12 protein-coding genes are annotated in these 12207 nt (G+C 76.3%); 4 read left to right on the top strand and 8 right to left on the bottom strand.

Translation table 11 applies throughout. The features are described 5' to 3' along the window. Positions 1 to 95 precede the first annotated feature (95 nt). The 5 genes from ACFCX4_RS28215 to ACFCX4_RS28195 form a co-directional block, all read right to left on the bottom strand. A complete protein-coding gene (locus ACFCX4_RS28215) occupies positions 96 to 1502 on the bottom strand; it encodes a multidrug effflux MFS transporter (RefSeq protein WP_376148178.1) in 1407 nt (468 codons plus the stop codon). 183 nt (positions 1503 to 1685) lie between these two features. Next, entirely contained in the window at positions 1686 to 2165 is a 480-nt protein-coding gene (locus ACFCX4_RS28210; RefSeq protein ID WP_376148175.1) for a hypothetical protein, read from the bottom strand. A gap of 330 nt (positions 2166 to 2495) precedes the next feature. Continuing rightward, positions 2496 to 3374: an alkaline phosphatase family protein gene (locus ACFCX4_RS28205; protein ID WP_376148172.1), complete on the bottom strand. Its 879-nt coding sequence runs from the start codon at positions 3372 to 3374 to the stop codon at positions 2496 to 2498. Between the two features lie 306 nt (positions 3375 to 3680). Next, positions 3681 to 4058, bottom strand: a complete 378-nt coding sequence (locus ACFCX4_RS28200) for a hypothetical protein (RefSeq protein ID WP_376148169.1) — start codon at positions 4056 to 4058, stop codon at positions 3681 to 3683. A gap of 75 nt (positions 4059 to 4133) precedes the next feature. Continuing rightward, positions 4134 to 5312, bottom strand: coding sequence for an acyl-CoA dehydrogenase family protein (locus ACFCX4_RS28195; RefSeq protein WP_376148166.1), 1179 nt, complete (start codon positions 5310 to 5312; stop codon positions 4134 to 4136). A 211-nt stretch (positions 5313 to 5523) separates the two neighbouring features. Here ACFCX4_RS28195 and ACFCX4_RS28190 point away from each other — a divergent pair, with 211 nt between their 5' ends. Then, positions 5524 to 5859, top strand: a complete 336-nt coding sequence (locus ACFCX4_RS28190) for a hypothetical protein (RefSeq protein ID WP_376148163.1) — start codon at positions 5524 to 5526, stop codon at positions 5857 to 5859. A gap of 17 nt (positions 5860 to 5876) precedes the next feature. Here ACFCX4_RS28190 and ACFCX4_RS28185 read toward each other — a convergent pair whose 3' ends face one another. Together ACFCX4_RS28185 and ACFCX4_RS28180 are read right to left on the bottom strand one after the other, a co-directional pair. Next, a complete protein-coding gene (locus tag ACFCX4_RS28185) occupies positions 5877 to 6185 on the bottom strand; it encodes an AzlD domain-containing protein (RefSeq protein WP_376148160.1) in 309 nt (102 codons plus the stop codon). Next, positions 6185 to 6997: an AzlC family ABC transporter permease gene (locus ACFCX4_RS28180; protein ID WP_376148157.1), complete on the bottom strand. Its 813-nt coding sequence runs from the start codon at positions 6995 to 6997 to the stop codon at positions 6185 to 6187. Before ACFCX4_RS28180 ends, ACFCX4_RS28185 begins: the two co-directional genes overlap by 1 nt. Positions 6998 to 7066: 69 nt before the next feature. On the opposite strand from ACFCX4_RS28180, the gene ACFCX4_RS28175 reads away from it, so the two are divergent. Next, positions 7067 to 7645 carry a helix-turn-helix domain-containing protein gene (locus ACFCX4_RS28175; protein ID WP_376148153.1) on the top strand — a complete coding sequence of 193 codons (579 nt, stop codon included), beginning with the start codon at positions 7067 to 7069 and terminating at the stop codon, positions 7643 to 7645. Between the two features lie 22 nt (positions 7646 to 7667). Here the strand turns inward: ACFCX4_RS28175 and ACFCX4_RS28170 are convergent, their stop codons facing one another. Next, a complete protein-coding gene (locus ACFCX4_RS28170) occupies positions 7668 to 9521 on the bottom strand; it encodes a cholesterol oxidase substrate-binding domain-containing protein (RefSeq protein WP_376148150.1) in 1854 nt (617 codons plus the stop codon). A gap of 205 nt (positions 9522 to 9726) precedes the next feature. Between ACFCX4_RS28170 and ACFCX4_RS28165 the strand changes: the two genes are divergently transcribed. Further along, positions 9727 to 10449, top strand: coding sequence for a carbon-nitrogen hydrolase family protein (locus tag ACFCX4_RS28165; RefSeq protein ID WP_376148147.1), 723 nt, complete (start codon positions 9727 to 9729; stop codon positions 10447 to 10449). Between the two features lie 302 nt (positions 10450 to 10751). Beyond that, positions 10752 to 12143, top strand: a complete 1392-nt coding sequence (locus ACFCX4_RS28160) for a class II fumarate hydratase (RefSeq protein ID WP_376148144.1) — start codon at positions 10752 to 10754, stop codon at positions 12141 to 12143. The last annotated feature ends 64 nt before the right edge of the window (positions 12144 to 12207 follow it).

The raw sequence follows: 12207 nt of genomic DNA, 5'->3' as shown, positions 1-12207 counted from the left end.
CCTCCGGGTCGCGGCACCCCGGCGGACCCGTGTCCGGCCACCGATCGGGGGGCGACCGGGCCGGCGCGGCGATCCGGGCCGGGCGGCCGGGCCGGTCAGGCGGCGGCCGCCGCCACCCGCCGGCCGTGCCGCAGGAGCATCAGGTAGGACGCCGTCGCGAGCAGCGCGCAGGTGAGCACGACGACCCCGAGCAGCACCGCCGAGGGGCTGCCGCCCAGGCTGCTGAGCGGGGCGACGACGGCGCCGCAGAGGAAGTTGGCGGTGCCGAGCAGCGCGGAGGCCGACCCGGCGGCCTGCGGGGGGACCAGGCTCAGCGCACGGGCCGCCGAGTTCGGCAGGACGACACCGAGGGCGGCCATGACCACGAAGAGCGAGGCGCAGACGGCGACCAGCCCGAGGTCCCACACCGCGGTCACCAGGACCAGCGCGACCCCGGCGGCGACCGCCGTCACCAGACCCGCGAGCATCAGCTTGGCGGCGGCGAACCGGGGTGCCAGGAGCCGCCCGTTCACCTGGGTGGACGCGACGATCGCCAGCGAGTTGAGCCCGAACAGCAGGCTGTATGTCTGCGGCGACACGTGGTAGACGTGCTGGAGCACCACCGAGGAACCGCTGATGTAGCCGAACAGCGTGCCGAAGGCGAAGGTGCTGGTCAGCATCAGGCCCAGGAACGGCACGTCGCGCAGCAGCCCGCCCATGGTGCGCAGGGTGACGCTCAGGCCGCCGCCCCGGCGGGCGGAGGCCGGGAGGGTCTCGCGCAGCGCGCCGAAGGCCACCAGGGTGAGCAGCAGGCCGAGGGCGGCCAGTGCGCCGAAGGTGCCCCGCCAGGAGGTGACGCGCAGCAGTTGCGCGCCGAACAGCGGGGCGAGGATCGGCGCGAGGCCGGATATCAGGGTGATCGAGGCGAGGAAGCGGATCATCGCGACGCCCTCGAAGCGGTCGCGGGCGACGGCGCGGCCGATCACCAGTCCGGCGGCGCCCGCGGCGCCCTGGACGAAGCGGCCGGCGATCAGGACGGGCAGGTTCGGCGCGATCACGCAGGCGACGCTGGCGAGGGTGTAGACGACGAGCCCGACGAGCAGCGGCGGGCGGCGGCCGAAGCGGTCGCTGAGCGGGCCGAAGATCAGCTGGCCGGCGGCGACGCCGAACATCGAGAAGGTGAGGGTGAGCTGGACGGCTGCCGGTTCGGCGGCGAGGTCCTCGGCGATCGCGGGCAGGCCGGGCAGGTAGAGGTCGGTGGTGAGCGGGCCGAGGGCGACCAGACCGCCGAGGACGAGGATGGCTCCGCGGCCGCCGGCGCCGGTGCCCCGGGGGGCGTCGGCGGCCGTGACGGCCGCGGCGACGACGCCCCCCGGGGTGGCCGGGGCCGCCGGGGCGACGGCCGGGGAAGCCGGGGCGTCCGAGGTGACCGGAGCGGCGGGATCGGCGGTCCCACCGGTGCCGGCGGGGGTATGGGAGGCGGTCGACGTGTCACCGGCTGAGCCGGCGGTCGGGCCAGGCATGGGGCTCCTCTCGGAACGGGCACGGCGTTCGTGCTCGCTCCGTCCTACCCCAGCGCCCGGGGCCGCCGACAGCCGGGGCGGCCGCCCGGCCCAGCGGACCCGTCCGGATCCGGCCGCCCGGGCCGCGGGCCCCGGCGGCCCGGGACGCCTCGTAGGGCCCGGGACGCCCCGGGCCGCCGGGGGTCAGCGCGAGAGGCGCTCGGCCCGCAGGGCGGCCTGGACGGCGGCGCCGTCCTGCCAGGCGTAGAGCTGGTTGCCCGTCAGGGTGACGTTGTAGTGGCCGCAGAAGCCGGTGGCCTTCGTGGTGACGGTCTGCGGGAACCAGCCGGCCCTGAGGGTGACCGGCGCCGGGTGGGTGCCGCGGCCGGTACCGCCGGCCTTGCAGCCCGCGGGCAGCCGCCCCTCCGGGAGGGTGGCGGTCAGCAGCCGGTCGTCCCCGGTGGTGGACATCAGGTAGCGGACGGCGGAGGCGTTGTCGGGCAGCCAGGCCGGCACCGAGTGGCGGTCGGCCTTGGCCGCGCTGCCGGTGCTGTAGGAGGACTGCTCCTGGTGCCGGCCGTCGTACCAGTCGGCGACCCTCGGCCCGACCGCCACGGCCGCGACGGCGACGGCCATGCCCGTGCCGGCCACTCCGAGTGCGATCTTCCCCGCGATGCCGTTCATGCCCGCCTGTCCTCTCCTGGATCCTGCTGTTCCTGCGGCGGCCGGTCCCCGTCACCGGGAGCCGGCCTCCCCCGTCGTCCCCATCCTGGTGCCCGCCCGGGTGCCGTGGCGTCACCACCAGGTCGTGATCGTCCGCCACCCTTTCGGGGTACGGCCTCCACCCTGAGAGGTACACGCGGCCGGCCGGTCCGGGGGTTCCCCCCGGTCGAGCCTGGCCCGGACCCGTCCCGGGCGCAGCCCGGCCGGGGCCGCCCGGGTGCCGTCCCGGCGCGGGCTCCACCCGTACGCCGGACACCGCCGGCCGGGTGGCCGGCCGGCGGCGGCGGGGCGTCAGACCCCGGCGGGGACGGGGACCGCGAGGGGGAAGGGGCGCCCGTCCAGCGTCCAGTGCGGGTCGATCGGGCGGCCGAGCGCGGCGTACACCTGGGCCGCGACGTCGGGGTGGCGGATCTCGCCGGCGGGCGGGGCGGCGGGGATGCCGGGACCGGCGCAGGCGACCCAGGCGGTGCGCTCCTCCAGGGTGCGTCCGCCGTGGCCGCCGGTGTCCACGTGGCCGTGGTCGGTGACCACGATGACCGTCCAGGACTCGCCGGCGTGGCCCGGACGGGCGCGGACCGCGTCCAGGAGCCGGCCGAGGCGCTCGTCGGCGGCCCGCATCGCGGCGCGGTACTCGGCGCCGCAGCCGAGGAAGTGGGCGGTCTCGTCGACGGCGCCCAGGTAGACGAAGGAGGCCTCCGGGTCGGCGTCGCGCAGCACGTCGACGGCCTCCCGGGTGACCTCCTCGTCGACGGCCTCCCAGGCCTCGGGGGTGTCCTCGGCGGGGGCGACGTAGCAGAGGCGGCCGGGTGCGCGGAACAGCGGCCCGCCGGACTCGCCGATCACCAGCGGGTCCCAGCCGGCCGCCACGAAGGTGCGCAGGCCCTCGCCGCGGGTCAGCCGGGTGGTGAAGTCCGGGAAGACGTCCAGCCGGTTGCCGCCGAGGTGGTTGCCCCACACGCCGTGCTTGGCGGGCTCGACGCCGGTGACGATGGTGGCCCAGCACGGCCCGGACATGGTGGGCGTGGACTCCGCCACCGTCACCGGCACCAGGAACCCGGCCTCGGCGACCTCCGCGAGCCGGGGCATCGGGACCTCGTCCAGCAGGTCGTACCGGACGCCGTCGATCCCGACGACGAGGACACGGCGGTGCGGCGGCGGGGGTGTGGACATGGGCGGGCGGTTCCTTTCGCGGTGCGGGCGCCGGCCGCGTCCGCACCGGGCGGGCGCCGCCGACCGGCCCATGCTTCACGCCCCGCCGGACCGCCAGGTGTACCCGACGGTAACGGTGGGTGGACGCACCACGTCCGGAAGCCCTCGTTCCGCGCCGGGCCGCGCGGAGCGCCGCCCCGTCGCCGGGCGGGCGGGTCGCTCGGCGGCGCCCGGACGCGCCCGGACCGGTCGGCCCGGCGGCGGGCCCGGTGAGCGGCGCGGCGCGGCGGCGCCGGGGCGGCGGCCGGCGGAACCGGCGCGCGCCGGTCACGGCTCGGGGCGGAACTCGTGGACGACCTCGATGCGGCCCACCAGGTGCCGGTTGAACTCCGGGAGGTCCTCGGCGGGGACCCAGAGTTCGAGGATGGTGCGGCCGCCCGCCCGGCGGACGGGGTACCGGGCGAGGAAGGCGGTGTCCACCTCGAAGCGGGTGACGTAACCGACGCCGGAGGCGGGGACGTTCCAGTCCCGGGCGATCCGGATCGCGTAGTCCTCGTCGAGCACCGGGTAGAAGATCGGCTGCTCGGGGAGGCGCGGCGGCCAGGCACGCCGGTCGGCGGCCTCGACCAGGGCCAGTTCCTCGGGGCCGGTCGGCCGCCAGAGGGTGGTGGTGGGCAGGGCGGGTGTGGTGGTCGGGCCGTTCATGGGCAGGAAGCCAACCATGAACGGCCCGGGCCGGAAACCGGTTTTCGGGGGCGGCGGGCCCGGCGGCCGCGGGGCTCAGCGGTAGGCGGCCTCGCCGGTGATGGTCTCCCCGAGGACGAGGGTGTGGATCTCGCTGGTGCCCTCGTAGGTGAGCACCGACTCCAGGTTGTTGGCGTGCCGCAGCACCGGGTAGGCGGTGGTGATGCCGTTGGCGCCGAGGACGGTGCGGGCGCTGCGGGCGACGTCGAGCGCGGCCCGGACGTTGTTGAGCTTGCCGAAGCTGATGTGCGCGGGGCGGGCGGCGCCCTCGTCCTTGAGCCGGCCGATCCGCAGCGCGACCAGGTAGGCCTTCTCCACCTCCAGCATCATCTCGACGAGCTTCTGCTGGGTCAGCTGGAAGGAGGCGATCGGGCGCTCGAACTGGACGCGGGACCCGGCGTAGTCGAGGGCGGCGGTGTAGCAGTCGCGGGCGGCGCCGACGGTGCCCCAGAGGATCCCGAAGCGGGCCTCGTTGAGGGAGGAGAGCGGTCCGCGCAGGCCGGTGACGCCGGGCAGCACGGCGTCGGCGGGCAGCACCACCTCGTCGAAGGCGAGTTCGCTGGTCACCGAGGCGCGCAGGGAGAGCTTGCCGGGCACGTCGGTGGCGGTGAAGCCGGGGGTGCCGGGTTCGACGAGGAAGCCGCGGACGCCGTCGTCGGTCTGCGCCCAGACGACCGCGACGTCGGAGATGCTCCCGTTGGTGATCCAGGTCTTGGTGCCGGTGAGCACCCAGTCGGCGCCCTTGCGGCGGGCGCGGGTGCGCATGTTGGCGGGGTCGGAGCCGAAGTCCGGCTCGGTGAGGGCGAAGCAGCCGATCAGCTCGCCGGCGGCCAGGCCGGGCAGCCAGCGCTGCTTCTGCTCCTCGGAGCCGAAGGCGTGGACGGAGCGCATCGCCAGCGAGCCCTGGACGGAGACGAAGCTGCGCAGGCCGGAGTCGGCGGCCTCCAGCTCCATGCAGGCGACCCCGTAGGCGACGGCGCCGGAGCCCGCGCAGCCGTAGCCGTCGAGGTGCATGCCGAGCACACCGAGGGCGCCGAGTTCGGGGGCGAGTTCGCGGGCGGGGAAGACCCCGCGCTCGAACCAGTCGCCGATGTGCGGGCGGATCCGCTCGTCGGCGAACCTGCGGACGGTGTCGCGGACGAGCCGCTCCTCGTCGGTGAGCAGGTCACCGACGGCGAGCACGTCGGCGGGGTCGATCCTGGTCGGCTTCGCCATCGAAGCGCTCCTTGTGGTCTCGGGGGTGCGAACCGTCGCGACGTCGAGTACCGGCGAGTATGACGCACCCGCCGCGGCCCGGGCGGGGGACGAAGGAGTGACCATCTGCACAGTCCGGCGGCCGGGAGCCGGCGCCCGTGCCGGTGCCGGGGCGCCCCCGCACGCCCTACGATGACGCCTTCGTGCACGGGCGAGGTGTGAGGGGTGGATCGTGGGGCGCTGGGCCGTGGTCGTTCAGGAGACCGAGGGCATGGGGGACAACCGGCTCTGGGGCGCCGAGGTGCTCGCGGAGGTCGAGGGCGGGCGGGAGGAAGCCCTCGCCGAGCTGCGGCGGATCGTTCCGGCGTACTCCCCGAAGCACCCCTTCAACGCCCGACGGCGGCGCCTGCTGCGGGACGGCGACCGCTATCTGCTGATCGTCCAGGGGAGCATGCGGGACTACCACTGCGTCTTCACGGTGTGGGAGCTGCTGTGGGACAGCGAGCGGCCCGAGGTGCAGCGGGAGCGGCTCGCGGACGGGGCGGACGAAGCGGGTCCGGCCGGCTGACGGGGGGCGACGGGCCCTCAGGAGACGCCGCAGAGGCGGAGCAGCGCCGTGGTCGCGGCGGCGGCGACCACCACGGCCGGGAACGGCGCGCGGCGCCAGGCGAGCACCCCGGCGACCAGCACGCCGGCCGGCCGGGCCCACCCGGCGAAGCCGTGGCCCTGGGTGAGCGCGCCGGTGGCCACCAGGGCGACCAGCAGCACGGCGGCGGTGACGGCGAGCAGTCGGCGCAGCCGGTCCGAGACGGTGAGCCGGTCCCCGAGCAGCGGCCCGGCGAGGCGGAACGCGTAGGTGCCGGCGGCCAGCAGCAGGACGGCGAGCAGGGGCATCAGCGGATCTCCTCGGCGAGGCGGGCGGCTCCGGCGGCACCGGTGACGTCTGCGGCACCGGCGGCACGCGCGGCACCGGCGTCCTCGGCTGCGGCCGGCCCGGACAACCCCGGCGCCCCGGACGGCCCGTTCGGCCCCGACGGGCGCGCCGGGAGGGCGGCGAACAGCAGTCCGGCGAGGGCGAGCAGCACCGGCAGGCCCGCCGGGACGAACGGCGTGGCCGCCACCGCGACCGCGGCGCCCGCCAGGGCGGCGGCCCGGGTGCGGCGGTCGGCGAGCGAGGGCAGCACGAGGGCGAGCAGCACCGCGGGGAACGCGGCGTCCAGGCCGAGCGCGTCGGTGTCGCCGATCAGCCCGCCGGCCGCCGCGCCGGCCAGGACGGCGACGTTCCAGACCACGAACAGGGCGAGCCCGCACACCCAGTACACCGCCCGGCGCCGCCGGGGGTCGGACTGCAGCAGGGTGAACGCGGTGGACTCGTCGGTGAGCAGGTGCGCGCCGAGGAGTCGGCGCCACCGCGGGCCGTCGAGCGCGTCGGCGACGGTGAAGCCGAAGGGCAGCAGACGGGCGTTGAGGACGAGGCCGGTGACGACGGCGGCGAGCGGGCCGCCGCCGGTGAGCACGATGCCGACGGCGGCGAACTGCGCGCCACCGGCGAAGACGAGGACGGACAGGGCGACCGGCAGCCAGAGCGGGAGGCCGCCGGAGACGGAGACGGCCCCGAACGAGGCGCCGACCAGCGCGTCCGCGAGGCAGACCAGGGCGATGTCGCGCAGGGTGGCACGTTCGAGGGTTCGGAGGAGCGAACGCATGTCCAGTAGAGTGAACCCGGGAAGCATCGTTCGTCAAGGCGAACGCCCGGACCTGTGGAGCGAACGCTGATGAGTGGGAACGGCGGGGGCGACGCCCCCGGGAGCGAGCTGATCGAGCTGATCTCGGCCTCGATCCGGCGCGAGCGCGAGCGCGCCGGACTGTCGATGGCCGAGCTGGCCCGCCGGGCGGGCATCGCCAAGTCGACGCTCTCCCAGCTGGAGTCGGGGGTGGGCAACCCGAGCGTCGAGACGCTCTGGGCGCTGGGCGTCGCGCTGGACGTGCCGTTCAGCCGGCTGGTCGACCCGCCGCGTCCGGTGGTCCGGGTGATCCGGGCCGGCGAGGGCCCGGTCACCCACTCGGAGCGGGCCGACTACGCCGCGACGCTGCTCGCCTCCTGCCCGCCGGGCGCCCGGCGCGACGTCTACCGGATCGAGGCCGAGCCGGGTGAGACCCGCGCCTCCGACCCGCACATGCCGGGCACCGTCGAGCACGTGCTGCTGGGCGCCGGGCGGGCGCTGGCCGGGCCCGCGGCGGCGCCCGTCGAGCTGGGCCCGGGCGACTACGTGAGCTACCCGGGCGACGCCCCGCACGTGTTCCGCGCCCTGGCGCCGGGGACCCTCGCGGTGATCGTGATGGAGCACGTCTGACCGGCGGGCGCCCCCGGGCGGCTCAGGGCTTCAGCAGCCGGTCGAGGAATGCGTTGCCGAACACCCGGTGGGGGTCGTGGCGGTCCAGCACGGCGATCGCCTCGTCCCAGCCCGGGCCGCCGCCGGCCCGGTGGCCGGCCGGGATCACCCGGTCGAGGACGTCCGGGTCGGCCCAGGCGGCGTCCTCGGTGTAGGCCCAGCCCTTGGACCACTCGACGCGCAGACCCGCCCGGGTGCCGTCGAAGAGGCGCAGCAGGCCCTGTTCGAGGTCGCGGGCGAAGCGGTGCAGGCCGGGGGTGCCGGGCAGGGCGAGCACGTCGAGCCAGACGGCGGTGTCCCACTCCGGGCGGTCGGGGCGCGGGCGCAGCGCGGAGAGCAGCGGCGGCCGGGCGCCGGGCACCCCGGACCAGGCCGGGTCGTCCAGGCCGGTGACCCGGATCTCCACCGCGCCGTTGACCGGGAACTCGCCGCGGGCGCGGTGGTCGTCGAGCAGCCGCCGGTAGAGGTCGGCGAACCCGGCCACCACCCACTGGAGGTCGGCGCGCGGGGCGAGGACCGCGTAGCCGTTCGCGGTGACCCGCAGGGTGCTCGGGCGGACGTACTGCAGCAGGGTGCGCGAGGGGCCCCAGAGGTCGGAGCGCAGGCCGCCGGCGAGGAGGTGGGTGAGCACCTCCCCGGTGAGCAGTTCGCGCAGCAGCCCGCCGGAGAGCAGGACGTCGGTGAGGTCGCCGGTGAGGCCGACCTTGGTGATCAGGTACTGGAGCTGCCCGAACAGCGGGGCCGATCCCCAGGCGCCCGCGACGAGGTCGCCGGCCAGCCGGGCGACGGGTTCCGGGAGGGAGTCGGAGAACGGGTAGTTGTAGGGCTCGTCGACGGCGCGGGCGGCGAACGGACGGGACGGGGCGACGCTCCAGGTCTTCAGCCAGGGCCGGTCGGTGTAGCCGAACCAGATCACCTCGGCACGGCCGTCGCGTTCGACGAAGTCGGCGAGGGTGCGCGGGCGGGCGGGGCCGGATCCGGTGGACGTGCCGGGGCGGGCGAAGAGTTCGTCGGCGGGGATGTCGAGGCGGCTGACGCAGCGCAGCGGCCGGTCGGCACCGGCCCGCAGCACCACCTCGGTGACGAAGGCCCGCCCGAGGTGGACCAGGAAGGCGGCGCTGTCGGCCTCGGAGCGGTCGAAGGTCCGCAGGGCGTACCGGTCGGTGCCGGGGTCGAGGACGACGGCGGTCAGCCGGGTGACCTGGTTGCTGACGGAACCGTAGCCGTGGCCGTCCGGGCGGGTCTCCCCGGCGGCGGGGACGGCGGTGCCGTGGCCGCCGATCGCGAGCACGCCGCCCACGGTCAGTTCGCCGGGGGCGGGGACGGCGGTGAGGCCGAGGCCGCGGCCGGCGAGGTGGGCGAGCAGGTCCTCCATGCTCGCGCCGGTCTGGGCGCGCACGGTGGTGGGCGAGTCGGCGGTGACCGCCGTGAGGTGACGGGTGGTGTCGAGCAGCAGGACCCGGGACCCGCCGGGGGTGTCGTCGGCGACGGTGAGCGGTGCCCAGGTGTGCCGGTGGCCCTGGGCGCGCAGGCGCCAGCCGTGGGCGCGGGCCCAGTCGGCGAGCGCGGGGACCTCCTCGGGCGTGCGCGGGGCGCAGGTCCAGAGCCGGTCGGTGCGGATCTCGCCGGACCAGTTCTGGTAGACCCGCAGGAACGGCTCGGTGCCGGCGGGCAGTCCGGGCGGTACGGGGACGCCGTCGGCCCGGGCGTCCTCCGGTCCGGCGGTGCCGCGCAGCAGCCATCCGCCGGTGCCGAGCGCGGCGGAGGCGCCGAGCAGGCGGCGCCTGCTGAGGCCGTGGGTCCGGTCGTCCTCGTGGTGGTCCGCTGCTGCCGTCATGCCCGCCCCTGGTGTCGTCACGGTCTCCCCCGGTCCCGGGTGAGCGTACGAAGCGTCCGCGGGCGGAGCCGGGACCGGACCGGCGATCTTCACTCGAAGGGGTGAATCTTGCCCGGTTTCCCGGTGTGCTCATAGGTTGATCGTGACCACCGCCCACGATCGGTGCCCCCGCCCGGTGCGCCGACCGCCCCCAGGAGGCCCCCGCGTGTCCGCTCCCCTGACCGTCGCCGTCGCCCAGCCGGCCTGTGCCGCCCCGGGGCGGCCCGACACCGTCGCGGTGAACGCCGAACGCCACGCCGCCGCCGTCCGGGCGGCCGGCGGCGCACGGCTGGTGGTCTTCCCGGAGCTCTCGCTCACCGGCTACGACCTGGCCGCGCCCGCCCTCGACCCGGCCGACGGGCGCCTCGCGCCGCTGGTCGCGGCCTGCGCGGAGACCGGCGCCACCGCCCTGGCCGGCGCGCCGGTGGCCGGGGAGGACGGCCGGGAGTACATCGCCACCCTCGCCGTCACCGGCACCGGCGCCGGGGTGGTCTGCCGCAAGACCGACCTGTACGGCCCCGAGGCCGAGCGGTTCTCCCCCGCCGAGCAGCCGTCCGTCCTGGAGCTGGACGGCCGGCGCCTGGGCCTGGCGATCTGCGCGGACGCCGCCGACCCCGCCCACGCAGAGCGGCTGGCCGCGCTCGGCGTCGACGCGTACGTCGCCTCGACCCTGTACGGCGCGGGCGCCGACTCGGTGGCCACCAAGGAGGCCCGCTACCCGGCCCGCGCGAAGGACAACAGCCTCTGGGTGGTGCTGGCCACCGCCGCCGGGGCGAGCGGCAGCTACCCCGCGACCTCGGGCGGGTCCGGCGTCTGGGCGCCGGACGGCAGCGAGGTCGCCAAGGCCGGCCCCGGACCGGACGAGATCGTCACCGCCGTCCTCCGCTAGGGCGTCTCTTGTGGATCACTGCCGGGCCCGCGACGCCGGGGCACGCACCTCGCCGCGGCCTGTCCGACAAGATCCACAAGACACGCCCGAGGGCCTGCCCGACGATTCGCGTCGCATCGGCGCGGGGCGGGAACCGTCGGACGGGCCCCGGGAACCCCCTTCGGATCACGGCCGCGGGCGGCCACCGGAAATACCCGGGGCCCGCGCGCGGCTGTGGTCACCGGAAGCCGAACCCGGCCGGGCCGGGGCCCCGCAGCGGTCGGGGCCCGCCGACCGGGACCGTTCAGGAGGTGCAGCGCACGATGGGTGACGAGCAGTACCGGATCGAGCACGACTCGATGGGCGAGGTGCGGGTGCCCGCCGCGGCCAAGTGGCAGGCGCAGACGCAGCGCGCGGTGGAGAACTTCCCGGTGTCCGGCCAGCGCCTGGAGCGCGCGCACATCGCGGCACTGGCCCGGATCAAGGCCGCCGCCGCACGGGTCAACGCCCGGCTCGGCGTACTGGAGGAGGAGACCGCCGGGGCGATCGCGGACGCCGCCGAGGAGGTCGCCGCGGGCCGCTGGGACGCCGAGTTCCCGGTGGACGTGTTCCAGACCGGCTCGGGCACCTCCTCCAACATGAACGCCAACGAGGTGATCGCCACCCTGGCGGCCGAGCGCCTGGGCCGGCCGGTCCACCCCAACGACCACGTCAACGCCAGCCAGTCGTCCAACGACGTCTTCCCGTCCTCGATCCACATCGCCGCGACCGCCGCCGTCAGCCACGACCTGATCCCGGCGCTGGAGCACTTGGCGGAGGCGCTGGAGCGCAAGGCCGCGGAGTTCGCGGGCGTCGTCAAGGCCGGCCGGACACATCTGATGGACGCCACGCCCGTCACCCTGGGCCAGGAGTTCGGCGGCTACGCGGCACAGGTCCGGCACGGCCGGGAGCGGCTGCTGGCCACCCTGCCCCGGGTCGCCGAGCTGCCGCTCGGCGGCACCGCGGTGGGCACCGGCATCAACACCCCGCCCGGGTTCGCGGCGGCGGTGATCGAGGAGGTGGCGCGGGCCACCGACCTGCCGCTGACCGAGGCCCGGGACCACTTCGAGGCGCAGGGCGCGCGGGACGGCCTGGTCGAGCTGAGCGGTCAGCTGCGCACCGTCGCGGTCGGGTTCACCAAGATCGCCAACGATCTGCGGTGGATGGGCTCCGGCCCGCGCACCGGCCTGGGCGAGCTCAACCTGCCGGACCTCCAGCCGGGGTCCTCGATCATGCCCGGCAAGGTCAACCCGGTGCTGCCCGAGGTGGTGCTGATGGTCGCGGCCCAGGTGATCGGCAACGACGCCACCGTCACGGTCGCCGGGGCGAGCGGCAACTTCGAGCTCAACGTGATGCTGCCGGTGATCGCGCGCAACGTCCTGGAGTCGGTCCGGCTGCTCGCCAACAGCGCCCGGCTGCTGGCCGACCGCGCGGTGGACGGCCTCACCGCCAATGCCGAGCGGGCCCGGGAGTACGCGGAGTCCTCGCCCTCGGTGGTGACGCCGCTCAACCGGTACATCGGGTACGAGGAGGCGGCCAAGGTCGCCAAGCAGGCGCTCGCGGAGCGCAGGACCATCCGTCAGGTGGTGCTCGACCGCGGGTACGTCGAGCAGGGGAGGCTCACCGTGGAGCAGCTGGACGAGGCGCTGGACGTGCTGCGGATGACCCGGCCGTAGGCCGCGGGGAGCCGGACGGGAGGGGAGCCGGACGCGCGCCCGGGGCGCGGAGGGCGGCCTCGCC

Source organism: Kitasatospora sp. NPDC056327 (assembly GCF_042261735.1).
Classification (GTDB): Bacteria; Actinomycetota; Actinomycetes; order Streptomycetales; family Streptomycetaceae; genus Kitasatospora.
The sequence above is the reverse complement of the archived record's forward strand: the minus strand, read 5'-3'. Positions and strand labels throughout refer to the sequence as shown.